Source organism: Oerskovia flava (genome assembly GCF_026163685.1).
In the GTDB taxonomy this organism is placed as follows: domain Bacteria; phylum Actinomycetota; class Actinomycetes; order Actinomycetales; family Cellulomonadaceae; genus Oerskovia_A; species Oerskovia_A flava.
In genome coordinates, this window is sequence record NZ_JAOXSR010000008.1 from 38,540 (window position 1) to 63,504 (window position 24,965).

Here is a 24,965-nt window from a genome sequence, read left to right on the forward strand (position 1 = left end):
CCTGCCGGGAAGGTGCGTCCTACACTCGCAAACATGCCCGCTCCACCGTCCGAGCCCGCCGGGACCGCCGTGCCGGGCACGACGCGACCCACCGTGCGGGTGCACACGGTCGGCAACTACGCGGGCGCCCAGGAAGGGCCTGGTCCGCGCGCCGACGGCGGCGGAGGTCCGGGGTACGAGCCGCGACCAACGACCGGCACGTTCGAGTCGCTCCTCGGCCGGACACCCCCGACCGACGACGTCGGCCTCGTGCGCGTCGTCGACACGCCCGAGCAGCGGGTGCGCCACCCGAGCGACCTCGTCGGGATGGTGCTGTGCGCCCTCGGCGTCGCGCTCGTCATGGTCCTCGCGGTCTACGCGCACGGCACGACCGCCGGTGTCACGGAAGACGTCCAGGGCTTCTCCACCCTGCTGGTCCGTATCCTGTTCGTCCCCGTCGCCGTGCTCGAGGGCCTGGTGACGCTGTTCGTCCCGACGGCGGTCCTCATCGTCCTCGGCGTACGGCGGCTCGGCCGGCAGATCGTCGAGTCGATCGCCGCCGCCACGCTGGGCCTGCTGCTCGGGTTCCTCGTGTCCTGGGCGGTCCAGGCGTGGGGCTCCACGGAGCTGCTCTTCGGCCTGTCGGCCCGCGTGGACGGCGAGTGGCAGGTCACCATCCCCGGCTATGTCGCCGCGATCAGCGGGCTCCTCACCGCGGCAGGCCCCCGGACGCGGCGGCGCGTGGTCGGGGTGTCGTGGAACCTGCTGTTCATCGCGCTCGGTGTCGTCCTCGTCACCGGGCAGGTCTCGCTCCCCGGCATCCTCATCACCCTCCTGCTCGGCCGCCTCGCCGGGCAGACCGTGCGCTACGTCTCCGGGGTCCGCAGCGAGCGGGCGTACGGCCCCGACCTCGTCGCGGGCGTCCAGCGCGCAGGCTTCCGTCCCAGCGCGCTCGTCCGCGTGCGGGACGTCGCGGACTCCGCCACCCGCGCCGAGGCCGCGGGCGACCCCATCACCGACGTCAACGCCGCGGGGGAGATCACGGGCGAGGTCCACGTCGGCGTCGTCCGCCGACCAGGGTCCGACGCCGGCGCCGTCCTCACCGGTGATGCCGACCTCGCCGGCCACCACCTGCCCGGCGCGCGCGCCGCCGACAACGGCACCGACGGACCCGCCGCCGCCGCGCCGTCCGACCCCTCCGCGATCGCGCTCATGCGCGCGGGCGGCAATCGCGTGTATGCCATGTTCTCCGACGACGGCACGCGGCGGGACGTCGTCGTGCTCGACGGCGACCGGCAGGTCGTCGGCTTCCTCACCCGGCTGTGGCGGTCCCTGCGCCTGCGCGGCATCGAGGGTCGCAACGCGATCTCCTTGCGCGCGGTCGCCGAGCGCACCGCGCTGCTCGCCTACGCCGCCCGCGCCGCCGGCGTCCGGACCCCGCGCCTGCTGGGTGTGGCGGAGTCCGACGACTCGATCGTCCTCGTCCAGGAGCACGCCGACGACGCCGTCTCCCTGCGCGACCTGCCCGTCGACCAGCTCACCGACGACGTCCTCAACGAGGCATGGCACCAGCTCCAGCGTGCGCACGCCGCCGGGCTGTCCCACCGGGCCCTGACGTCCGACGTCATGCTCGTCACGCGGGACCGCACCCCCGGCGGTGCGCCCGCGGTCTGGCTCACCGGCTGGGAGCAGGGCGACATCGCCTCGAGCGAGCTCGCCCGTCGTATGGACCTCACCCAGATGGTCGCCCTCCTCGCGCTGCGGGTCGGCGCGCGGCGGGCCGTCGACTCGGCCGTGAGCGTCCTGCCCGACGACGACATCGCCGCGATCGGCCCGCTCCTGCAGTCCGTGGCCCTGCCGGGCAGCACACGCATCGAGATGCGCCAGGACAAGGAGTTGCTCAAGGAGCTGCGCAGCGCGCTCGTGGAGCGCCTGCCCGAGGCGGACGTCGAGCCGCAGCGCATCACGCGCTTCGGCGCCCGCACCGTCATCACGCTGACGGTGACGATCATCGCCGTCACGGTGATCGTCACGACGCTGAACTTCGACCAGATCGCCGACGCCGTGGCGGACGCGAACCCGTGGTGGGCGGTCATCGCCTTCGCGCTCGGCCTCGTCACGTGGGTGGGGGCGGCGCTGACGTTCGTCGCGTTCTCGCCCGTGCGCCTGCCGATGTGGCGCGCGATCCTCACCCAGGCGGCGGGCGGGTTCGTGGCGCTCGCCGCCCCTGCGGGCATCGGCCCGGCCGCGCTGAACCTGCGGATGCTCACCCGGCGCGGGGTGGCGGTGCCGCTCGCCGTCGCGACCGTCGGGCTCGTCCAGGTGTCCCAGTTCGTGGTGACGATCCTGCTGCTCGTCGTGCTCTCGATCTTCACCGGGTCCGGCGGGCTCAGCGGCCTGCCGTCGACGACGGTCCTCCTCGCCATCGGCGGTGTGGCGGTCGCGATCCTCGCCACCTTGCTCGTTCCCGCGGTGCGCCGGTGGGTCGTCAGGAAGATCCGCCCCACCCTCGCGCAGGTCTGGCCGCGGCTGTCGGCGATGCTGAGCCAGCCGGGCCGCCTCGCCCTCGGGCTCGGCGGGAACGTCATCATGACGCTCGGCTACGTGCTCGCGTTCGACGCCGCGCTCGCGGCGTTCGGCCAGCAGCTCTCGCTCGTCGACGCCGCCGTGATCTACCTGGTCGGCAACGCGCTGGGCGCCGCCGTGCCGACGCCCGGCGGGCTCGGGACCGTGGAGTTCGCCCTCATCTCCGGCCTGATCGCGGCCGGTGTGCCCGCCGCGATCGCGACGTCGGTCTCGGTGCTCTTCCGCGTCGCGACCTACTGGGGCCGCGTGCCCTTCGGCTGGGCGGCGATGCGGTTCCTGCAGCGCAAGGGCGACCTCTAGCCCACCACCTGTCCCTGGGCGACGGCGAGAACGCGGCGCGGGGTCAGGGCCTCGTCGGTGCGGTGAGGATCTCGGCACCGTCGGGGGTGATCGCGATGGTGTGCTCGCTGTGCGCCGTCCGGCTGCCGGTCGCGCTGCGCAGCGTCCACCCGTCGGCGTCGGTGACGAGGTCGGCGGTGTCCGCCATGACCCACGGCTCCAGGGCGAGCAGCAGACCCGGGCGCAGCCGGTACCCCCGGCCGGGCCGACCGGTGTTCGACACGTGCGGGTCCTGGTGCATCGTCGACCCGATGCCGTGACCGCCGAACTCGGTGTTGACGAGGTACCCCGCCTCGCCGAGGACCGTGCCGATGGCGTGGGAGACGTCGCCGGTCCGGGCCCCGGGCCTGGCCGCGGCGATCCCGGCGGTCAGCGCCCGCTCGGTCACGGCGATCATCGCGACGCTCTCCGCGGGCCTCGCCTCGCCGACGAGGAAGCTGATCGCCGAGTCCGCGGCGACCCCGCCGTGCGAGACGGCGAGGTCGAGCGTCAGCAGGTCGCCGTCGGCGAGCGCGTAGTCGTGCGGCATCCCATGGAGTACCGCGTCGTTGACCGCCGTGCAGATGTAGTGACCGAAGGGCCCGCGCCCGAACGACGGCGCGTAGTCGACGTAGCAGGACTGCGCCCCCGCCTCGACGATCAGGTCCCGCGCCCACCGGTCGATCTCCAGGAGGTTCGTGCCGACCGTGCTGCGACGCTTCAGCGTCTGCAGGATGTCGCCCACCAGGGCGCCCGTGACCCGTGCCTGGGCAAGCTCGGTGGGGTGGAGGATCTCGATCATGGGACGCCCTTCTGGAGTGACCAATAACTATCCCGGTAAGGGTATCCCGGTCTAGTATCGGATCATGGTCAGGTTGCCGCTCACTCCCGCCGAGGTCGAGCGCGGCCGGCGTCTCGGCGCTCTGCTGCGCCGCGCCCGGGGTACGCGCTCGATGCTCGAGACCGCGCTCGCCGCACGCGTCTCACCGGAGACCCTCCGCAAGATCGAGTCGGGCCGCGTCGCGACCCCTGCCTTTCCGACGGTCGCAGCGATCGCCGAGGTCCTCGGCCTCTCCCTCGACGACGTATGGGCCGAGATCACCCGGACCGACGACGACGCCGTGCCCGCAGACGCCCGTCTCCGCGTCCGCGAGCCGCTGGCCTCGTAGCGCCCGACGACGTCAGCGAAGGTCGCGCAGGTACGCCCCGGCGCCGCCCGCCGCGGCGATCCGCCGCTCGTAGTACGTCGCGAGGATCAGCAGGAGACCACCGGCCGCGGCCAGGGTGAGCATCCACGGTCCGGCCGAGATCGCGGTGCCGAGCTGGGTGAGGAACACGACGAGGATCTCGACGGGCAGCACGACCACCCCGAGCCAGAACGGCGCCGCCAGGTGCCGGCGCGTCCCGGCGAGGACGAGCGCGAGCGCGATCGCCACCACCAGCATGGCCCGCCACGTGCGGGCGTCGGTGTACGTCGCGAGCACCGACGGGCCCAGGAGCGCGAGGATCCCCGGCGCCAGGGTGGGCCACGACCCGACGAACCCGAGCGGCCACCCGCCGCCGGCGCGGGCGGGTGCACCGGGCGCTCCTGGCGCGCCGGGTGCACCTGTACCGACCAGACCCTGCATGCGCGCCGCGAGGAGGCCGGCGGCCAGGAGGCCGACGCCCAGCGGCAGCGAGAAGACCTCGACGCGCAGCTCGCGCGGCGACCAGGCGGCGATCGCCGTCGCGAGCGCGAGCAGCCAGACGAACCACGCCGGAGGCAGGTCCAGGTCGCCCCGCAGGGCGCGACGCACGGCCACCACGACGAGGACGAGGAGCGCGATCTCGACCGTCCAGAGGATCGTGATCACGGCCCACGAGGACTGCACCGCCGCGACCGGGCCGACAACACCCAGCGCCAGCGCGGGCGCGGCCCACCACCGGGCGGCCCGCAGCCGCCACCGGTCCGTCGCGAGCGCGGCGACGAGCCGCATGGCGAGCGCGGCGATGCCCGCGGCGACGAGCGACCAGCCGAGCGCCGCGAGGAAGAGCGCCGTGCCGCGGTCGTCCGCGGCGGACGACTGCGCGGCGATCCGCAGCGCCTCGACGGCGCCCGTCACGGTGACGGCCGCGGCCGTCACCGCCAGCCGGAGCGCGAGACCGCGCCACCAGGTCGCCCGAGCGGTCGGACGCCCCGCACGGAGGCGGGACCACGCCGCGCCGGCGACCCCGGCCGCTGCCAGGGCGAGGAGCACGACCGGGCGCACGCCCGCGACGTCGGGCCGCAGGACCTGGGCGACGAGCGAGGGCCCGACGAGGAGCACCAGGCCGGTGCTCGTCAGCCGCCACCAGCGATCGTTCCGGCGCGCGAGCCACGCACCGACGAGGACCGCGGCGAGCGCCGGCGGTGCGGTGTACGCCTCGACGAGCCCCACGCCGGTCTCGAACAGCGTGGTCCACAGCGCGCCGACCCACAGGACGGCGCTGAGCCACCAGGTGGGGTGCCGGTCGGGTTCGCGGGCCACGACCGCGGCGCCCGCGGCGAGGAGGGTGAGGACGACGACCGTCGTCTGCGTCCCGGCTGCCTCCCGCACGAGGGCGAGGAGCAGGGTGACGCCCGCCGTGGCGAGGACGCTCGTCTCGACGGCGACGCGCACGCTCCTCGACGCCTCGCGGTCGAGACCGTGGGCGGCGAGGCGGTCGGCGAGCGGGCGGGCGGCGATCGCGACGGCCGCGCAGGCGACGGCCACGATCGGCAGAACGACGGGTGAGCCGCTGCGCAGGACCTGGGCGCCGACGTTCACGAGGACGACGGCAGCGGTCGGGAGCACCAGCCAGGCGGAACCCGCGCGCAGGACCGGTGAGGTCCCCGGGCGCCGGGTCACGACGAGCACGATCTCGAGGGCGAGCATGACGGCCGCCGCGCCGGCGGACCACCACGTGCGCTCGGTGACGACGGTCGCGACGCCGGCGACGAAGGGCAGCGCCGACGTCGCGAGGACGGCCCACCACGTGTCCCGGTCCACGCGGCGCACCAGCGTGACGACGAGCGCGGTCACCGACGCGGCGGCCGACACCGTGCTCAGGGCGGGGATCGCGCCGAGCCCAGCCCAGCCGAGGCCGACCCCGAGCGCGAGCAGGGCGTAGCCGTACCCGACCGCGACGAGGTACGGGCCCACGGCCGTCGGTAGCGCACGACGGGCGAGGAGCGCGAGGGCGAGCAGGACGGCGGCGCCGGCGAGGACCGTCGGGCGCGAGACCCACGAGGCGAGCGTCCCGAGCGCGGTGACGCCGAACGCCGTCGTGAGGGCGGACGCCCGCCAGCCCCGGAGCTCGGGGCCGGTGAGCGGTGCGCGCAGACCGGGGACGCGCCGCAGGACGTGCGTCGCCCGGACGGCCGCGACGACGGCGCCGCTGCGCCACGGCCCCGCTGCGAGGAACAGGGTCGCGGCCGAGGCGGCGGCGAGCGCGAGGGTCGTCACGGGGTGCCACGCCGGGTGGAACACGAGCGCGGCCAGGAGGAAGCCGGCGATCCAGGGCGACGTCCCCCGACCGAACACGACCACCGCGGCCGGTCGCTCGGCAGTGGCCGGCCCCTCGGTGGTGGCGCCCGGCCCGCCCGCCGCCGGGGTCCCGCCCGCGGGGGCGGTCAGCCCGAGCCGACCGGCCACGATCGCGCCCACGAGCAGCAGGGCGAGAGCGGTGACGGACGCGGTCGCCCACGCCACCTCCGCGAAGGGCCCCAGGCCGTCCCCGGCGCTGCCGAGGGGTGCGCGTGGGACGCGCGACGCGGCGTCGCCCGGACGGACGTCGACCAGGACGGACAGCAGACGCCCGGCGGCCAGGGCGCCGGCCGGCACGGCGGCCAGGGCGAGCACCCCGCACCCGCCCGCGAGCACGGCGCGGCGCGCGCTCGCCCCGCGGCCCGTGGTCGCACGGGAGCTCGCGACGATCAGCCCGAGCCAGGTCACGAGCGCGATCGCCGGGACGAGGGCCAGGACCCATGCCGACGGGTCGACCCCGAGCAGCGCTGCCGCGAGGACCCCCGCCGCGCCGGCGACGCACCACCACGCCTGCTGCCGTGTCGCGTACGCCAGGACGACGGCCGTCCCGCCTGCGGCAGCCGTCGCGATCGCCGTCCCGCTCGCCACCGACAGCACTCCGACCGGCGGCAGCCCGAGCGCCACGAGGAGAGCCGCGGGGAAGGTCAGGCAACGGGCGACGGCCAGGACCGTGCGCTCGACGACCAGCTCGCTGCCCACGCGGGGTCCCGCCCACCGGGCCACGGGCCCGGCCGTCAGCGTCAGGAGGGTCGAGGCCAGCAGCGCGACGGTGACCGCCCACGCACCCGCGGCGGCATCACCGTCGCTGCCCGGGGACGGCGCCGCCGCGGCCTGGCTGATCGCCGCGGCGAGCACCAGCGGGACCGCGGGCGCCAGGAGCAGCGCACCGGCGACCCAGGTGCGCACCCGCACTCGTTGCCCGAGCGCGGCGAGCACGGCGACGATCACCGTGAGCAGCCCGGACCGCAGGAGCGCCGAGCCGCCCGGAGCCGCGACGTCGACGGCGCGCACCACCAGCTCGGCGTCGACGAGGAGGAGCACGACGACGAGCGCCCCGACCGACTCGGCCGACGCCGTCAGCGACAGGCGCCGCAGGAGCGCGACCGCACCGGCCGCGAGGACCGTCACCACGCCCGTGACGAGCGCACGCAGCGCGAGCGAGTCGGCGAACGTGAAGAACACGAAGACGATCACCGCGACCGCGAGCAGCCCCGCACCCGCCGCGGCGAGGACAGGCTGCAGCCCGACCGTCGACGAGGAGGGGCGCGGCGCGGGCCGAGGCGCGGAGTAGGTCCGGGTCGTGGGGACCGGTGCGAGCCCCACGGCGGCCTGGGCTACCGGTCGGGTCGCGGCAGGTCCGGGCGCGGCCGGGCGGGGCGCCGCGGAAGGTGCCGGGGCGGACCCCGGAGCCGAACGGGCGTGCGCGGGCTGCGCGGCGCGCAGGGCCTCGAGGGCCTGCTGCCGCTGCTGCAGGGCGCGGAACGCCGCCTCGGACGCGTCGGCGACGTCCTGCGCGGCCTGACCGGTGAGCAGCAGTCCGCAGCGGTCGCACCGCGTCGAGGCGAGCACCGCCGCGCACGCCGGGCACGACCGGGTGTCGGGCAGCCGCGTCAGCGCGGCGTGGACCCAGGCTTCTGTCATGCGCTCATCATGGCGAACCTGCCCAGCGGACGTGCAGGTGATCCACAGGCGAGGCGGTGGCGATCCGGTGAAGGTCGCCGTCGGGTCAGTGCTGCACCTCCAGCGCCGGGTCGACGACGACGTCCGCCTCGGTCGCGCCGCGCACCTCCTCGACCGTCACGCCCGGCGCGAGGGCGCGCAGCACCAGGCCGGACGCCTCCCCGGGTTCCCGGACGACGTCGAGGACCGCGCGGTCCGTGATGATCCGGTCCACGACACCCTGCCCGGTGAGCGGGAGCGAGCAGGTGCGGCGGATCTTCGGCGAACCGTCGCGCGCGACGTGGTCCATGAGCACGACGATCCGCGGGGTGCCGGCGACGAGGTCCATCGCCCCGCCCATGCCCTTGACGAGCTTGCCGGGCACCATCCAGTTCGCGAGGTCGCCCGCGCCGGACACCTCCAGCGCGCCGAGCACGGCGATGTCGATGTGGCCGCCGCGGATCATGCCGAAAGAGACCGCGGAGTCGAAGAAGCTCGCCCCCGGCAGGGCGGTCACCGTCTGCTTGCCGGCGTTGATGAGGTCGGCGTCCTCGTCGCCGTCGAGCGGGAACGGCCCGATGCCCAGCAGGCCGTTCTCGCTCTGCAGGGTGATCCGCACCCCGTCGGGCACGTGGTTGGCGACGAGCGTCGGGATGCCGATCCCGAGGTTCACGTAGTCGCCGTCGTGCAGCTCGGAGGCCGCGAGCGCGGCCATCTCGTCACGCGTCCAGACCATGTCAGGCCTCCTGTGCCACGGGTCGGGCGGGGTCTGCGCTCTCCGGACGAGGCCGGACCGTCCGCTGCTCGATGTCCTTCTCGCGGTCGCTCGCTGTCACCAGCCGGTCGACGTACACCCCCGGGGTGACGACGACGTCGGGGTCGAGCGGCTCGTCGGTCACCGTCTCCGCCTCGACGACCGTGCGCCGGCCCGCCGTCGCGACGAGCGGGTTGAAGTTGCGCGCCGTGGCCCGGTAGGTGAGGTTCCCGTACGGGTCCGCGCGGCGCGCGTGCACGAGCCCGAGGTCCGCGACGATGCCGCGCTCCAGCACGTACGTGCGCCCGTCGAACCGGGCAGTCGGCTTGCCCTCCGCGACGGGGGTGCCGACGCCGGTCGCCGTGTAGAACGCGGGGATGCCGGCGCCCCCCGCGCGCAGCCGCTCGGCGAGCGTGCCCTGCGGGACGAACTCGACCTCGAGGTCGCCGTCGAGGTAGCGCTGCGCGAACAGCTTGTTCTCCCCCACGTACGACGACAGCACCTTCGCGACCTGGTTGCTCTCCAGCAGCAGCCCGAGCCCCTTGCCGTCGACGCCCATGTTGTTGGACACGACCGTCAGTCCGGTCACGCCCGAGTCCCGGACCGCCTCGATGAGGTCCGCCGGGATGCCGCACAGCCCGAACCCGCCGACCGCGATCGTCATCCCGTCCCGCAGCAGCCCGTCGACCGCCTCGGCCGCGCTCGCCGGGCGAGCCACCGCCGGCCCGCTCGCGGTGCTCGTCGTGCTCGTCGTGGTCATCGTCGCTCCTCCGTCTCGTGGGGGGTCGTGCGGGGAACCGTCTCGTCCGTCAGGGCACCTGCCGCACGCGCCCGCTGCAGCACCGCGGCGGCGTGCTGGAGGACGGGTCCGTCCACCATCCGACCGTCGTGCACGAACACCCCGTCGCGCGAGGCGGCGACCTCGAGCAGGTCGCGCGCGGCGGACACCGCCGCCAGGTCGGGGGCGTACGCGGCCCGGATCACCGGGACGTGCGAGGGGTGGATGCACGCCGTCGCACCGAAGCCCGACGCCGCTGCGTCCTGCGCCTCGGCGCGCAACCCGTCGAGGTCACCGATGTCGAGGTGCACGGCGTCCACCGCCACCTTCCCGGCAGCGCCCGCCGCCAGCAGCACCTGCGCGCGGGCGAGGCGGGCGACGTCCCGGTACGCGCCGTCGGGCCGCCGGCTGGACGTCCCGCCGAGCGACGCGACGAGGTCCTCCGCGCCCCACATGAGGGCGACGACGTCGTCGCGCGCCGCGAGCTGCGGGGCCGCCAGGACGCCGGCCGCGGTCTCGCACAGCGCGACGACGGCGTACCCGAGGGTGGGCAGCGCCGCGTCCACCTTCGGCACCATGACCGTGCGGTAGTCCGTGGCCGCGAGCGCCGCGAGGTCGGCGTCGTGGTCGGCCGTGCCGACGGCGTTGATCCGCACGACCGTGCGGTCCGGGTCGAGCGGTGCGTCGGCGAGCGCCTGGCGTGCCCGGGCGCGCCGCTCCGGGGCGACGGCGTCCTCCAGGTCGAGCACGACGACGTCGGACCGGTCGGCCGCCTTGGCGAACCGGTCGGGGCGGTCGGCGGGGCAGAAGAGCAGCGCCGGGCCGGCGGGGAACGGACGCTCGCCGCTCATGCGTCGTCCTCGTCGGCCGGTGCGTCCCGGGCACCCTCGTGGGCCTCGTGGGCCGCGCGCGTCCAGAACAGGGCGGTGCGCACGGCGCGGGCGACGAGCACACCGTCCTGGTTGCGGCCGCGGTGCTCGAGCGTGACGACGCCCTGCCCGGGGCGTGAGGCGGAGAGCCGCTTGTCGACGACCTCGGTCTCGCCGTACAGCGTGTCGCCGTGGAACACCGGGTGCGGGAACTCGACCTCGCGGAACCCGAGGTTCGCGACGATCGTGCCCTGCGTGATCTGCCCGACCGACAGCCCGACGAGCGTGGAGAGCGTCATCATCGAGTTCATCAACCGCTGCCCGAACGGCTGGGTCGCCGCCCACGCGGCGTCGAGGTGCAGCGCCTGGTGGTTCATCGTGAGGGTGGAGAACAGGACGTCGTCCGCCTCGGTCAGGGTGCGGCCGGGCCGGTGGCGGTAGAGCGCACCGGTCTCGAGCTCGTCGTAGTACAGGCCTCGCTGGACCACCTCGCGCATACTGACCCTCTCCCCTCGACTGACTCCACTGCCCACCCACTGCCCTCGACCAAGCACTTCCTCGCCGTCGAACGCGTGGTTACCGTCGCCAACGGCCTGATATCGACAGCAACCACGTGTTCGGCGACCGGCCGACTACGCGTCCAGGCCCAGGCTTCTGGCGATGATCATGAGCTGCACCTCCGTCGTGCCCTCGCCGACCTCGAGGATCTTCGAGTCGCGGTAGTGGCGGGCCACCGGGTTCTCGTTGAGGAAGCCGTAGCCGCCGAAGATCTGGGACGCGTCGCGGGCGTTCGCCATCGCGGCCTCTCCCCCGACGAGCTTCGCGATCGACGCCTCGGCCTTGAACGGCTTGCCGTGCACGAGCCGCTGCGCCGCGTCGTACCAGGCCAGTCTCGCGGTGTGCACCCTGGCCTGCATCCGCGCGAGGGTGAACGCCACGTGCTGGTTCTCGCCGATCGCCCGCCCGAACACGACCCGCTCCTTCGCGTACCGCAGCGCCTCCTCGAGGCAGCCCTGCGCCGCACCTGTCGCGAGCGCGGCGAACGCGATACGACCCTCGTCGAGCGCGCGCAGGAAGTTCGCGTACCCGCGGCCCCGCTCGCCGAGCAGGTTCTCCGCGGGCACCCGCACGCCCGTGAGCGTGAGCGGGTGCGTGTCGGACGTGTGCCAGCCGACCTTGTCGTAAGCCGGGCCGACCTCGAACCCCGGCGTGCCCGACGGCACGATGATGCTGGACAGCTCCTTGCGGACCGAGCCGTCCGGTCGCGTGGACTCCCCCGTGACCGCCGTGATCGTCACCAGGCTCGTGATGGGGGTGCCGGAGTTGGTGATGAACTGCTTGGACCCGTCGATCACCCACTCGTCGCCGTCGAGCCGCGCGGTCGTGCGGGTGCCGCCCGCGTCCGAGCCGGCCTGCGCCTCGGTCAGGCCGAACGCCGCGAGCGCCCGCCCCGCGAGCAGGTCAGGCAGCCACCGCTCCTGCTGCTCGCGCGAGCCGTGCCGGTAGATCGGCACGATCCCGAGCCCGACGCCCGCCTCGAGCGTCACCGCGATGGACTGGTCGACGCGTGCGAGCGCCTCGACCGCGAGGCACAGCGACACGTAGTCCTTGCCCTGCCCGCCGATGTCCCGCGGGAACGGCAGCCCGAACAGCCCGAGCTCACCCATCTGCGCGATGATCTCCAGCGGCAGCCGCCGCTCCGTGTCGTACCGGTAGGCGGCGGGGGCGACGACGCTGTCGGCGAAGTCGCGCACCACCTGGCTCAGCTTCAGCTGCTCGTCGTCGAGCTCGGCGATCATGATGCTCCCTGGGTGTCGGGGTGGGGTGGGCCGTCCGGGCTCCCGGTCGGAGAGCCGGACACGAGGTCGGGGTCGGGGTCGGGGTCGACGACGGCGACCACCTGGTCGAGCCGGACGAGGTCGCCGGGGCGCACGCTGACGTGCGCGGTCCCGGCGTGCGGGGCCACGAGGGCGTGCTCCATCTTCATGGCCTCGACGGTCACGAGCGGGGCGCCCTCCTCGACGCGGCCCCCGTCGAGGTCGGCGACCGCCACGACCGTGCCGGGCATCGCCGCCCGGACCTCGGGCGACCGTGCCCCCGGGACGACGGACCGTCCGCGCTCGGCCCGCAGCCGGGCGGACCGTTCCGCCCTGTCCGGGGCCGCGACCGCGACCGTCCGACCCGCGCGGGCGAGCCACACGACCCCGTCGTGGTCGAGCGCGAGGTGCACGCGCGCGCTCACGCCGTCGATCGTGCACCGCCAGGCGTGCGTCGCCCCGGCCTCGGCGACCAGCGCGGCCGGGCGCGGGGCGCCGTCGTCCACCTGCACGACGGCGGCACCCGCCTCTCCCGCCACGCTCACCTCGTACGTGCGCGCCCGGCCCGGTGCGCCGGCGTCGTGCAGCACGAACCGTCGCGGGCGCGCCGGCGCGTTGAGCCGCCACCCGTCCCCCGCCCCCCACACCGAGCTCCCGCCTTCAGCAGCCGCACGGAGAAGCAGGGCGACGGCGACGAGGTCGTCCTCGACCACCCGTCCCGGCCCGCCGAGGGTCTGGTCGTCGGACGGGGTGAGGAGGCGGTCGATCAGGGCCGTGTCGAGGTGGCCGTCGCGGACGTCGGGCACCGCGAGGAGCTCGCGGCAGAACGCGACGTTCGTCTCGACGCCCAGCACCACGGTCTGCGCGAGCAGCGCGTCGAGCCGCCGGAGCGCCGCGGGCCGGTCGGGGCCCCACGCGACGGCCTTGGCGAGCAGCGGGTCGTAGTGCCCGGTGACGGCGTCGCCCTCGACGAGTCCGCTGTCGAGGCGCCAGCCCGGACCGGTGGGTTCGTGGAGCGCGAGCACCGTGCCGGTCGCGGGCAGGAAGCCGCGCGCGGGCGACTCGGCGTAGATTCGCGCCTCGACCGCGTGGCCGCGGAGCACGACGTCGTCCTGTACCAGCCCGAGCGGCTCGCCCGCCGCGACCTGGAGCTGCAGCTCGACGAGGTCGAGCCTGGTGACCATCTCCGTCACGGGGTGCTCCACCTGCAGGCGGGTGTTCATCTCGATGAAGAAGAACGTCGCCGGGTCGTCGGCGGGGACGAGGAACTCGACCGTGCCCGCCCCCTCGTAATCGACGCTGCGCGCCACCTCGCAGGCCGCGGCCCCCATACGGGCGCGCGCCGCGTCGTCGAGCAGGGGCGACGGCGCCTCCTCCACGACCTTCTGGTGCCGGCGCTGCAACGAGCACTCGCGCTCGCCGAGGTGCACGACGTTCCCGTGCCGGTCCGCGAGGACCTGCACCTCGATGTGGCGGGGGCGGGTGACGAGCCGTTCGAGGAGCAGGGTGTCGTCGCCGAACGCGGCGGCCGCCACCCGCCGCGCGGACGCGAGCGCCGCGGGGAGCCCGGCGGCGTCGTGCACGACCTGCATCCCCTTGCCGCCGCCACCGGCCGAGGGCTTGACGAGGAGCGGGAAGCCGACGTCGGCCGCCGCGCCCGCGAGGTCGACGTCGTCCAGGCCGGCGGACGTGGTCCCCGGCACGACCGGGACGCCGCGGCCCGCGACGAGCCGCTTCGCCGCGATCTTGTCGGCCATGACCTCGAGCGCGGCGACGGACGGGCCGACGAAGACGATCCCGGCCCGGGCGCACGCCCGCGCGAGCTCCGGGTTCTCCGCGAGGAACCCGTAGCCGGGGTGGATCGCGTCGGCGCCGGTCGCGACGGCGGCGGCGACCACGGCGTCGACGTCGAGGTAGCTCTGCGCGGCGGGCGCGGGACCGAGGCGGACGGCGACGTCGGCCAGCGCGACGTGCCGCGCGCGGGCGTCCGCGTCGGAGTGCACGGCGACGGCGCGGATGCCGAGCCGGCGCAGCGTCTCGATGATCCGGCACGCGATCTCGCCGCGGTTGGCGACGAGGACGGTGCGCAGGGTCGGGTCGGTCATGGCCCTCACATCCGGAAGAGCCCGAACGCGGGCTCCGGCAGGGGTGCGCGGGCGCACACGTCGAGGGCGAGACCGAGCACCCGGCGGGTGTCGGCGGGGTCGATGATGCCGTCGTCCCAGAGCCGGGCCGTCGCGTAGTACGGGTTGCCCTGCTCCTCGTAGCGGTCGCGGATGTCGCGGCGGAACGCGTCCTCGTCGTCGGCGTCCCACTCCTGCGCACCGGCCTCGAGCTGGTCACGCTTGACGGTGGCGAGCACGGCCGCGGCCTGCGCGCCGCCCATGACGGAGATCCGGCTCGCGGGCCACGACCACAGGAAGCGCGGCGAGTACGCCCGCCCGCACATCGAGTAGTTGCCCGCGCCGAACGACCCGCCGACGACGACCGTCAGCTTCGGCACCCGTGTCGTCGCGACGGCCGTGACCATCTTGGCGCCGTCCTTCGCGATCCCGCCGGCCTCGGCGTCGGTGCCGACCATGAAGCCGGAGATGTTCTGCAGGAACAGCAGCGGGATCCCCCGCTGGTCGCACAGCTCGACGAAGTGCGCGCCCTTGAGCGCCGACGGGCTGAACAGCACCCCGTTGTTCGCGACGATCCCCACCCGGTGGCCGTGGATGCGGGCGAACCCGGTCACGAGCGTCTCGCCGTACTCGCGCTTGAACTCGTGCAGCTCGCTGCCGTCGACGATCCGGGCGATCACCTCGCGCGCGTCGTACGGCGCCTGCACGTCGGGCGGCACCGCGGCGTACAGCCCGGAGTCCTCGGGCGCGGTGTCGTCCCGGACGGCGGGGGGCTCAGCGGGCAGCACCTCCCACGCGGGCTCGGGGTCCGGCGGGAGCGTCGCGACGATCGAGCGCACGATCTCCAGCGCGTGCGCGTCGTCCTCGGCGAGGTGGTCGGTGACGCCCGACCGCCGCGCGTGCAGCTCGCCGCCACCGAGCTCCTCGGCCGTGACGACCTCCCCGATCGCGGCCTTCACGAGCGGCGGGCCGCCGAGGAAGATCGTGCCCTGGTCGCGCACGATCACCGTCTCGTCGCTCATCGCCGGGACGTACGCGCCCCCGGCCGTGCACGAGCCGAGGACGGCGGAGATCTGCGGGACCCGGGCGGCCGAGAGGCGTGCCTGCTGGTAGAAGATCCGCCCGAAGTGGTCGCGGTCGGGGAACACCTCGGCCTGCCGCGGCAGGAACGCCCCGCCGGAGTCCACGAGGTAGACGCACGGCAGCCGGTTCTCGAGCGCGATCTCCTGCGCACGCAGGTGCTTCTTCACCGTGAGCGGGTGGTACGTGCCGCCCTTGACGGTCGCGTCGTTGCACACCACCATCACCTGCCGGCCGGACACCATGCCGATCCCGGCGATGACGCCCGCACCCGGCCACGCGCCGTCGTCCACGCCGTGGGCCGCGAGGGGCGAGATCTCGAGGAACGGGCTGCCCTCGTCGAGGAGCCGCTCGACCCGGTCGCGCGGGAGGAGCTTGCCGCGACCGACGTGCCGCACGCGCGCCGCCTCGGAGCCGCCGAGCGCGGCCTGCTCGGTGCGCTCGCGCAGCTCGTCGACGAGCGCGCGCTGGGCCGCGGCGTTCTGGGCCGCGGCCGGCGACCGCGGGTCGACGGCGGTGCTCAGGACCGTCACGACGCGCTCCTCGTGCCGGGTGCGGCAGCGGCGCCGAGCAGCGCGAGGCCGGGGTCGGCGAGCAGCGCACCGAGGTCGGCGAGGAACCGCGCACCCTGCTCGCCGTCGACGATGCGGTGGTCGAACGACAGGCTGAGCGTCGCGACCTGCCGCAGCGCCACCTCGCCCCGGTGCTCCCAGGGCAGCCGCCGCACGGCGCCGACCCCGAGGATCGCGGCCTCACCCGGGTTGAGGATCGGGGTGCCCGCGTCGACGCCGAAGACCCCGACGTTCGTCACCGTGATCGTGCCGCCGCGCAGCCGCTCCGGGGCCGTGCGACCGGCGCGCGCGGTCTCCGTGAGCTCACCCAGCGCGTCCGCGAGCTCGGGCAGCGACAGCTCCTGCGCGGCCGGGACGTTCGGCACGACGAGGCCGCGGTCGGTCGCGACCGCGACGCCGAGGTGCACGTCGTGCGGCTGGACGATCTCGGCCGGAGCACCCGCCGGCTCCTCCCACCGGGCGTTGAGCGCGGGGTGCCGCTCGAGGACCACGCACAGCGCCCGGGCGACGAGCGCGAGCACCGTGATCCGCGTGCCGCGCGTGAGCCGGTTCGTCCGCAGCCGCTCCAGCAGCTCGATGCTCTCGGTGACGTCGACCGTGAGGAACACGGTGGCGTGCGGGGCCGTGAACGCGCTCGCGACCATCGCCGCCGCGGTGTGCTTGCGCACCCCCCGCACCGGGATACGGGTCTCCCGGCCCTGCGTCGTGCTCGGCGGCACGCGGTCGGGCGACCTGGTCGGTGGCCCGACGGCGCGGGGTCGGGCACCGCTCCCGGTGGCGCCGTTCTGCGCAGCGGGGGCGCCGGCGTCGCGCGGGGTGACCTCGCGGTGGCAGCTCACCGCCGCGAGCACGTCCTCACGGGTCACCAGACCGTCCGGCCCGGTGCCGTCGACCCGGTCGAGGTGGACCCCGAGCTTCTTCGCCAGCATCCGCACGGGCGGCGTCGAGCGCGGCCGCTCCGCCGGCTCGTGCGCCTGCTCGGTCGTGCGCTCGGCCGCGTGATCGATCCTGCGCTCAGCCGTGTCACCGACATCGTGCGCGGGCGCGCCCCGGCGGCGACGGCGCGTGGGGTGCCCGGACCGCTCGGGCCGGGCGCCGTAGCCCACGAGGTTCGGCTGAGGCGCCTCCTCCGGTTCGGGGGCGGCAGGTGACGGGTCGGGCGCGGCCGGCCCCGCGGCGTCGGGCACCTCGAACGTGACGAGCGGCTCGCCGACGTTGACGGTCTGGCCCGCCTCGGCGTGGAGCTGCGCGACGACGCCCGCGTAGGGCGAGGGGAGGTCGACGAGCGCCTTGGCGGTCTCCACCTCGGCGATCACCTGGTTGAGCTCGACGCGGTCGCCGGCGGCGACGTGCCAGCTGACGAGGTCGGACTCGGTGAGGCCTTCGCCGAGGTCGGGCAGGCGGAACTCGCGCAGCGTCATCACCGGTTCGCCTCCTCGAACGTGGGGGCCGAGACGCGGCCGAGGACGCGGTCGACGCCGTCGAGGATCCGGTCGAGGTCGGGGACCTGGTGCTGCTCGAGCTTCGCGGGCGGGTACGGGACGTCGTGGCCCGTGACCCGCACCGGAGCGGCCTCGAGGTGGTGGAAGCAGCGCTCGGTGATCTCGGCGGCGATCTCGGCGCCGACACCGGCCTGGCGCGGGCCCTCGTGCACGACGACGAGCCGGCCGGTGCGCCGCACGGACGCCTCGACGGTCGCGTGGTCGACCGGCGACAGCGAGCGCAGGTCGACCACCTCGACCGACACCCCCTCGTCGGCCGCCGCCACGGCGGCGTCGAGCGCGGTGGGGACGAGCGAACCGAAGGTCACGAGCGTGACGTCCGATCCCGTGGTGAGCACGCGGGCGTCGCCCATGAACGGTGCGGTCGCGAGCTCGGGCCCGCCCCCGCCGTCGGCTCCCGCGTCCACCTCGCCCTTGAGGTGGTAGCGCCGCTTGGGCTCGAAGAACACCACCGGGTCGTCGCACGCGATCGCCTGGCGCAGGACCGTGAACGCGTCCTGCGGGGTCGCGACGGTCACGACCCGCAGCCCGGCGGTGTGCACGAAGTACGCCTCGGGCGACTCGGAGTGGTGCTCCGCCGCGCCGAGCCCGCCGCCGACGGGGATGCGGATCGTCAGGGGCAGCTTCACCGCGCCGTTCGTGCGGGCGTGCATCTTCGCGAGCTGCGAGACGATCTGGTCGAACGCGACGTAGACGAACCCGTCGAACTGGATCTCCACCACGGGCCGGAAGCCGCGGTACGCCAGCCCGATGGCCGTGCCGAGGATCGCCGACTCCGCCAGGGGCGTGTCGATGACCCGGCGCGGTCCGAACTCGGCCTGCAGCCCGTCGGTGATCCGGTAGACACCACCGAGCCGGCCGATGTCCTCCCCCATGACGACGACCTTGTCGTCGTCGGACAGCGAGCGCCGCAGTCCTGCGTTGAGCGCCTTGCCGAGCGTGAGCGTGGTCATCGCTCCTCCGTCCTGGTCGTGGTCTCGTCGTCGGCTGCGGCGCCGTCGTCGAAGCCCGCGAGGTAGGCCGCGTACGCCGCCCGCTCGCGGTCGATCCCGGTGTGCGGCTCGGCGTACACGTGCTCGAACACGGTGAGCGCGGGCGGGTCCTCGAGCGCGACGCAGCCTGCGCGGAGCTCGGCCGCGACCCGGTCCGCCGTGGCCCGCACGCGCTCCTCCGCGGCGTCGTCGAGCACGCCGGTGTCCCGGAGGTAGGTCGCGAAGCGTGCGATCGGGTCGCGCGCGGCCCACGACGCCAGCTCGTCCGCGTCGCGGTAGCGCGTCGGGTCGTCAGCGGTGGTGTGCGGTCCCATGCGGTACGTCACGGCCTCGATGAACGTCGGCCCGCCGCCCGTGCGGGCACGGTCGAGCGCGGCCCGGGTCACGGCGAGGACGGCGAGGACGTCGTTGCCGTCCACCCGCACGCCCGGGATGCCGAACCCGGCCGCCCGGTCCACGAGCGGCACGGGCGACTGCAGCGTGACCGGCTCGGAGATGGCCCACTGGTTGTTCTGGCAGAAGAGCACGACCGGCGCCTGGTACGTCGCCGCGAAGACGAACGCCTCGCTCACGTCGCCCTGGCTCATGGCGCCGTCGCCCAGGTAGCCGACGGCGGCCGCGGCCGCGCCGTCGATCTGGATGCCCATGGCGTAGCCGGTCGCGTGCAGGGCCTGCGCGCCGATGATGACCTGCGGCGTCGCCATCCCGACGGCGTACGGGTCCCAGCCCGACGCCGTCACCCCCCGCCACACCCGGACGAGGTCGACCAGCGCCACACCCCGCGTGTACGCGACGGCGTGCTCGCGGTAGCTGGAGAACACGAAGTCCTCGGGGCGCAGCGCGCGCCCGGACCCGATCTGCGCGGCCTCCTGGCCCAGCAGCGGCGGCCACAGCGCCAGCTCGCCCTGCCGCTGCAGCGCGGTCGCCTCCGCGTCGATCCGGCGCACGACGACCATGTCCTCGTAGAGGCCCAGGAGGTCGTCCCGGCTGAGTCCCTCGAGCCAGCGGTCGTGCTCGGCCGCGGCACGGCGGTGGCCGTGCTCGTCGAGGATCTGGACGTCGTCCGCGCGGAGCGCGTGCTCTGTCTGCGGGGGCCGCAGGGCCTGGTCGCTGGGCGTCATCGCCTCACCTCACGTCTCTACCGGCCCTCCTCGTCGAGGCCCGATGAGCCGAACGTAACCCCCCGGCGCACATGGCTCCAGTCCTTGTCGAACGGCTGAGCGGACTGCTCATCGACCACCGGTTAGGCTGATCGGTGTGCGCAGCTACGATGCCGTCGACCTCGATCTCCTGGCTGCGCTCGCAGACGATCCGCGTGCCACGATCGTCGCGCTCGCCGAGCGTCTGAGGCTGGCCCGCAACACCGTGCACGCGCGGCTGCGACAGCTCGAGGAGGCCGGGGCGTTCCTCGACTTCGACCGACGCATCAACCCGCACTTCCTCGGCCACCCGCTCACGGCGTTCCTCGAGGTCGAGGTCCACCAGCGCGAGCTCGGCCAGATCGTCGACTCCCTGCGGCGGATCCCCGAGGTCGTGCAGGCGCACGGGCGCAGCGGGCGCGCCGACCTCCTCGTCGTGGTGGTCTGCCGCGACACCGACCACCTGCTGCGCATCGACGCGGCCATCCTCGCGATCGACGGCGTGGAGCGCACCGAGACCTCGCTGTCGATGGGCGAGCTCATCCCCTACCGGGTCCGGCCCCTGATGGAGCGCATCACCGAGCAGGCCCGCCGCTCGGAGTAAGCACGCCCTGCCGCGGTCCCGGACGACCGCGCGGCACGATCACCCTGCGGATCACCCTCTGACGACGCGTCGCTCACCCCTGCGTGGAGTTCGATCGATGCAGAGGTCGACTTCACCCATACCGGGGCGGAGCGGCCGTGCGTCAGAAAGGACTGTGACTGGTGAACGACGCCTTCTGGAATGTCCCGGACCCGCGCCTCGTGTCGACTACCAGGCGGTCTGCGATGCATGACAACGATGACGAAGCGGCAGGTGGCGCACCTGCCGAGATGCTGCGGCGCGCCGCCACGCTGTTCCCACCCGCACCGCGCCGGCTCCACCGGCGGCGCGGGGTCGAGCACGCACTCCGTGCGGGTGCACCGATCACGACGCTCCGGGCCCCGCGCGGCTACGGCGCGACGACGGCGGTCGGCGCCTGGGCGCGTGGTGAGGTGCGGCGCGGGGCACCCGTCCTGTGGGTGTCGGCCCACGGCGTGCACCCCGCGTCCCCGACCCCCCACCGGACCACCCCGGAGCCCGCCGCACGGGCGCTCGCCACGATGATCGACCAGACGATGACCTACGTCGTCGGGGACGCTCGGTCCGTCGCGCCGACGCGCAGCCCGCAGGATCTGGCGGCGTGGCTCGACGACGAGGGCGCGGTCCTCGTCGTCGACGACCTCGGCCCAGCCACCCGGGGCCTGCTCGACGCCCTCGACGACATCTCGCGGCGTCTGCACCGCGGGCGCGTGGTGGCCATCACCTCAGCACGCCGTCGGCACGGACTGCTGCGCTCGGACGACCGTCTCGCCCACGACGACCGCACGCACGCCGCTCACCGCGACGGCCCCAGCGCGGTCGAGCTCACCCTCGACGACCTCGCGGTCACCGCGGAGGAAGCCGTCGAGGCGGCGAAGGTCATGGGCGTCGACCTGGACGACGAGCTCGCCGAGGACCTGACGACGCACCTCGCAGGTCTTGCCGGCGGTGTCTACGGCGCCGTCGACGACCTCGCCCGGGCGGCGGCCCGCGGGCAAGATGCGACCGAGGACCTGGTCCTGTCGGCCGTGCAACGGCAGCGCACGAACGCGCTGAAGGGCCTGCCCCGGGACGTGGTGGAGTTCCTGCTGGACGTGTCCGTCGCGGTGGACTTCGACCTCCTCGACCTCGTCGCGCTGACGAGCGTCAGCCGCCCCCGCGAACAGCTCGCCCTGCTGCGCGACGTCGGCGCGGTCGACCGTGTCATGCGGGCCGGTGGCGTGGGGTACGCCCTGCGCCCCCGGTTACGCACCGCGCTGGTCGACGTCGCGCGCCGCCGGTATCCGGGTCGGTTCCGCGACCGGGCGCTCACGGCGGCGACGGCGCGGGTCGCCCGGGGAGACGCGCGGGGGGCGCTGCAGCTCGAGCTCGAGGCGGGCGACACCGCACGGGTAGACGCGACCGTCTCGCGGACGTGGACCCAGCTGCTCGACGGGCACGACGACCACGCCCTGGACGCGTTGCGGTCGAAGACGACGCAGGTGCCGCCGACGCACGTCCCCTCGAGCCTCGTGGACCTCCTCGGCACCACCCGCGCGCCTCTCGGGCTGGTGGAGAGGCCCACGGATCTCGCGTCCGGTCAGCAGGCCGCCCCCACCGGCGGTGCACCCGACGCCCTGGCGACCTTCGCGGCGATCACCGGGCTTCGTCGAGCCGCGCGGCGCGAGGACGCTCTCGCGACCGCCCGCGCCTGGTTCGCCACACCGTCGGCAGAGCCCGCCGCAACGGCCCTCGTCGCGCTGCAGGCCTCCGTCTCGGCCCTGGAGCACTGGCGGCTCGGGGAGGCGTCGGGCCTCGCGCAGCGCGCCCACCGGGAGGCCCTGAGCGCGGGCCTGCTGCGACTCGCCGCGGCCGGCGCCGGACTCACCGCGCTCGCGGAGGCACTCGGCGAGGACCTGCGCGGTGCCCGTGCCTGGCTCGACGAGGCCGAGGCGCTCCCCCGGGCACCACGGTGGTGGCGCTCCGTCGTCGGCGACGTCAAGGGCCTCGTCGACGCTCTCGAGGCGGTCGCCTCCGTCGACCCCGTGCAGGCGGAGCGCGCAGCGGAATCTGCGGCTGTCCGGGACAGCGCCTGCACCGACCTGTGGTTCGTCGGCCTGCATGTCGAGGCCGGGGCGGGCGTGCTATGCGGGCGGCCGATGTCCGCCGTCGACCACTTGCGCTCCTCGCTCGCGCGCCGCGGCCTGGTGCGCCGCCGCGGCGCCTCTCAGGCCCCGGACCTCCGCCGAACGCCGGTGATCGTCACCGTCGACCTCGTCCGCCTGTACCTGGCGCTGGGGCACGGGACCACCGCCACGACCGTCAAGACGGCCTTGCCACCGGAGTGCCCGCTGCGGCTGATCCTGCGGGCACGGCTCGCGCTCGCACGCGGTGACGCCGCCGTCGCCCTGCGCAGCGCGACGCCGTTGACGTCGATGGACGCCCTGCCGGTCGGGCAGCGGACCGAGGCCCACGTCGTGGTCGCCGAGGCGCTGCACGCGAGCGGCGACGAGGAGGGCGCCCGGGCCGAGCTCGCGCGTGGTGCGTCGTTCGCGCGCCGGCACGGCTCGCTGCTCGCGTTCCGCCGGTCCGCCCCCGCGTCGCTCATTGCCCTGCTCGAGATCGCGGACTCCGCGACCCGCGACCACCTCGTCGCGCTCGACCACACGACCGCACCGGCGGCCGACGTCGAGTTCACCCACCTGCCCGAGCGACAGCTCCTCGTGCTCCAGGCGTTGGCGGACGGGAAGACCGCGCCGGAGATCGCCCAGGCGTTCTTCGTCTCGCACAACACGGTCAAGACGCAGGTCCGCGAGATCTACCGACGGCTCGACGTGCACGACCGCGCCTCCGCGATCCGCCGCGCTCGTGAGCTCGGCCTCCTCGACCCGATCAACCGTCGGCCGCCGACGTCCCCTCGCTGACGGCGCCTTCTCTCACCGGACGGCCGGGAGCGCATCCCGAGCCGAGGCCTGCGACGGGTGATGACGGGGGTGATCTGGGCGCGGTTTCTCAGCCGTCACGGCCCACATCCTCTATCGTCTGAACCCACGATGACGAGCCTCCCCGATGATGTGAGCGACCTCTGCCGCCGATGGCGCACCAGGTCCTTGGCCGACGGCTGGAACCTCCCGGAGGACTGGGCGGTGCCGGCCGCCGCGCTGTTCGCCGGCGCGGTCGTGTCCGGGAAGGAGCTCAGCACCCATGCTCGCGCGCTCGGCGCGGCACGTTCCCACTCCGGCGTGGGGATCGGCGAGTCGCTGCGTGACCTGGCCGCCCTGTTCGAGGAACGCGGAGAGGTCATCCCGACGGACGTGGTCATCGCCTTCGCGCGCGGGTGGGAGCAGGCGGCGGACCTTCTCGAGCCGGCCGTGGCCCGCGCCGGGATGAGCGGGCTCGACCACGTCGACGAGTTCCGGGCGCAGTGCGAGCGCGTGGGAGAGGGTGTGCGGCGCGCCCGGTCGGACGGGCGACCCGTGGTCGTCACGGTCGACGGCCGTGCGGGTGTGCTCGGCACGCTGCGCCGTTGGGAGCGGGACGTCTTCCTCGGTGAAGCCGTCCGCGTCGCGTTCCCGGTCACGTCGCCGACCGGCTACCGCGACGGCGTCGCGCTCGCCCTGTCCTGGACGGCGTCGGCCACGGACGCACCCGAGCTGGCCGAGGGGGTGGACCTGCTGAGCGACACGCTCGCCGGGTGGGCTCAGGCACGGCACGGCGTCCTGCGGGACCCGGCACGCATCGTGTGCGCGTTCGCGCCGCTGGACCACCCGGAGGAGATGCACGCGACGATCGAGCGGTCGCTCCGCTAGCGGGTCTCGCGGGCTGCCTGACGGTTCCTCGCCACGCGCTCCATGGTCCGGCGCGAGAGCGCGCGCCGGATCGCCTCGCGGCCGCGGACGAGCAGCGCGGCGACGGCGTTCGTGGAGATGCCGAGCTCCTCGGCGACCTCCGCGATGGGCCGCCCTTCGCAGGCGGTCATGTAGAGCGCGTAGCGCTGCCGTGGAGAGCACTCCGAGAAGCAGTCGAGGGTCTCGAAGAGCTCGACGAGCGTCGCGGCCTCCCACGCCGGGTCGTGGGACGAGGGGAGGTCACGCGCCTCGTCGATCACCACGGTGAGCGGCTCACGCCGCCGCGACCGGTCCGTGGCCACGTTGCGCACCGTGCGCGCGATGTAGGTGCGGGCGTGCTCGCGCGGGCCCTTCCCCTTGCGCAGCAGCGCCAGGATGCGGGTGAACGACTCCGCGGCGAGGTCGTCCGCGTCCGACGCGTTGCGGGTGAAGCGACGCGCCGCCGCGAGCGCGTACGGGTAGTACCGCCGCCAGACGACGTCGACCGCTTCCGCGTCACCCTCGCGCGCCCGGTCGAACAGCTCCACGTCTGTGGGCTCGAGGGGGAGCTCGGCGGGGTCGTGCGTCGCCGAGCCGTCCTGCGGTGCGGTCTCCAGGACACGGTCGGGCGCGCTCCCGGTTGTCGGCGGTGTGCTCGTCGTGAGTGTCATGCGGTAGCCCCTTTTTCGTCGACCTGCCGTGGTGCAGGCGTCGGCGACGCACTGTTGCGTCTTCCCAGGAGATGCCTCAGCACGCGGATCGTGTTGCGGATCACGGTGGTGATCCGGGGGGTGATCCGCAGGGGTGACCACGGGTGAGAAGGG

Annotated in this window: 18 protein-coding genes; 5 read left to right on the forward strand and 13 right to left on the reverse strand. The window is 74.8% G+C overall.

Annotated elements, in window-relative coordinates:
* Positions 1–33: 33 nt before the first annotated feature.
* Entirely contained in the window at positions 34–2,865 is a 2,832-nt protein-coding gene (locus OHL10_RS13325; protein ID WP_265522712.1) for a lysylphosphatidylglycerol synthase transmembrane domain-containing protein, read from the forward strand.
* Positions 2,866–2,908: 43 nt separating this feature from the next.
* Here the strand turns inward: OHL10_RS13325 and map are convergent, their stop codons facing one another.
* Entirely contained in the window at positions 2,909–3,685 is a 777-nt protein-coding gene (gene map / locus OHL10_RS13330; RefSeq protein ID WP_265522713.1) for a type I methionyl aminopeptidase, read from the reverse strand.
* Between the two features lie 64 nt (positions 3,686–3,749).
* Here map and OHL10_RS13335 point away from each other — a divergent pair, with 64 nt between their 5' ends.
* Positions 3,750–4,052, forward strand: a complete 303-nt coding sequence (locus OHL10_RS13335) for a helix-turn-helix domain-containing protein (protein WP_265522714.1) — start codon at positions 3,750–3,752, stop codon at positions 4,050–4,052.
* A 12-nt stretch (positions 4,053–4,064) separates the two neighbouring features.
* Here OHL10_RS13335 and OHL10_RS13340 read toward each other — a convergent pair whose 3' ends face one another.
* The 11 genes from OHL10_RS13340 to pdhA form a co-directional block, all read right to left on the reverse strand.
* Positions 4,065–8,069 carry an SCO7613 C-terminal domain-containing membrane protein gene (locus tag OHL10_RS13340; protein ID WP_265522715.1) on the reverse strand — a complete coding sequence of 1,335 codons (4,005 nt, stop codon included), beginning with the start codon at positions 8,067–8,069 and terminating at the stop codon, positions 4,065–4,067.
* Between the two features lie 85 nt (positions 8,070–8,154).
* On the reverse strand, positions 8,155–8,823 hold the full coding sequence (locus OHL10_RS13345; RefSeq protein WP_265522716.1) for a 3-oxoacid CoA-transferase subunit B: 669 nt from the start codon (positions 8,821–8,823) through the stop codon (positions 8,155–8,157).
* Position 8,824: 1 nt separating this feature from the next.
* Entirely contained in the window at positions 8,825–9,601 is a 777-nt protein-coding gene (locus tag OHL10_RS13350) for a CoA transferase subunit A (protein WP_265522717.1), read from the reverse strand.
* Positions 9,598–10,470 carry an HpcH/HpaI aldolase/citrate lyase family protein gene (locus tag OHL10_RS13355; protein ID WP_265522718.1) on the reverse strand — a complete coding sequence of 291 codons (873 nt, stop codon included), beginning with the start codon at positions 10,468–10,470 and terminating at the stop codon, positions 9,598–9,600. Before OHL10_RS13355 ends, OHL10_RS13350 begins: the two co-directional genes overlap by 4 nt.
* The gene (locus OHL10_RS13360; protein WP_265522719.1) at positions 10,467–10,985 is read right to left on the reverse strand and encodes a MaoC family dehydratase; all 519 of its coding nucleotides are present in this window, start codon (positions 10,983–10,985) and stop codon (positions 10,467–10,469) included. Before OHL10_RS13360 ends, OHL10_RS13355 begins: the two co-directional genes overlap by 4 nt.
* A 135-nt stretch (positions 10,986–11,120) precedes the next feature.
* Positions 11,121–12,287, reverse strand: coding sequence for an acyl-CoA dehydrogenase family protein (locus OHL10_RS13365; protein WP_265522720.1), 1,167 nt, complete (start codon positions 12,285–12,287; stop codon positions 11,121–11,123).
* A complete protein-coding gene (locus OHL10_RS13370; protein WP_265522721.1) occupies positions 12,284–14,410 on the reverse strand; it encodes an acetyl/propionyl/methylcrotonyl-CoA carboxylase subunit alpha in 2,127 nt (708 codons plus the stop codon). Before OHL10_RS13370 ends, OHL10_RS13365 begins: the two co-directional genes overlap by 4 nt.
* Before the next feature lie 5 nt (positions 14,411–14,415).
* Complete coding sequence (locus tag OHL10_RS13375; protein WP_265522722.1) at positions 14,416–16,041, reverse strand: carboxyl transferase domain-containing protein; 1,626 nt, start codon at positions 16,039–16,041, stop codon at positions 14,416–14,418.
* On the reverse strand, positions 16,038–17,501 hold the full coding sequence (locus OHL10_RS13380; protein WP_265522723.1) for a dihydrolipoamide acetyltransferase family protein: 1,464 nt from the start codon (positions 17,499–17,501) through the stop codon (positions 16,038–16,040). The genes OHL10_RS13375 and OHL10_RS13380 overlap by 4 nt, the downstream gene beginning before the upstream one ends.
* Entirely contained in the window at positions 17,501–18,535 is a 1,035-nt protein-coding gene (locus OHL10_RS13385; RefSeq protein ID WP_265522724.1) for an alpha-ketoacid dehydrogenase subunit beta, read from the reverse strand. Before OHL10_RS13385 ends, OHL10_RS13380 begins: the two co-directional genes overlap by 1 nt.
* Positions 18,532–19,695: a pyruvate dehydrogenase (acetyl-transferring) E1 component subunit alpha gene (gene pdhA, locus OHL10_RS13390; RefSeq protein ID WP_265522725.1), complete on the reverse strand. Its 1,164-nt coding sequence runs from the start codon at positions 19,693–19,695 to the stop codon at positions 18,532–18,534. The genes OHL10_RS13385 and pdhA overlap by 4 nt, the downstream gene beginning before the upstream one ends.
* A gap of 136 nt (positions 19,696–19,831) precedes the next feature.
* Between pdhA and OHL10_RS13395 the strand changes: the two genes are divergently transcribed.
* From OHL10_RS13395 to OHL10_RS13405, 3 genes are all read left to right on the forward strand, one after another.
* The gene (locus OHL10_RS13395; protein ID WP_265522726.1) at positions 19,832–20,317 is read left to right on the forward strand and encodes an Lrp/AsnC family transcriptional regulator; all 486 of its coding nucleotides are present in this window, start codon (positions 19,832–19,834) and stop codon (positions 20,315–20,317) included.
* A gap of 224 nt (positions 20,318–20,541) precedes the next feature.
* Positions 20,542–23,238, forward strand: coding sequence for a LuxR C-terminal-related transcriptional regulator (locus OHL10_RS13400; RefSeq protein WP_265522727.1), 2,697 nt, complete (start codon positions 20,542–20,544; stop codon positions 23,236–23,238).
* 129 nt (positions 23,239–23,367) lie between these two features.
* The gene (locus tag OHL10_RS13405) at positions 23,368–24,123 is read left to right on the forward strand and encodes a hypothetical protein (protein ID WP_265522728.1); all 756 of its coding nucleotides are present in this window, start codon (positions 23,368–23,370) and stop codon (positions 24,121–24,123) included.
* On the opposite strand, the gene OHL10_RS13410 is transcribed toward OHL10_RS13405, so the two are convergent.
* Positions 24,120–24,812 (reverse strand): RNA polymerase sigma factor, encoded by a 693-nt coding sequence (locus tag OHL10_RS13410; RefSeq protein ID WP_265522729.1) that lies wholly within the window; start codon positions 24,810–24,812, stop codon positions 24,120–24,122. The two genes, OHL10_RS13405 and OHL10_RS13410, sit on opposite strands and share 4 nt — an antisense overlap.
* Positions 24,813–24,965: the final 153 nt, after the last annotated feature.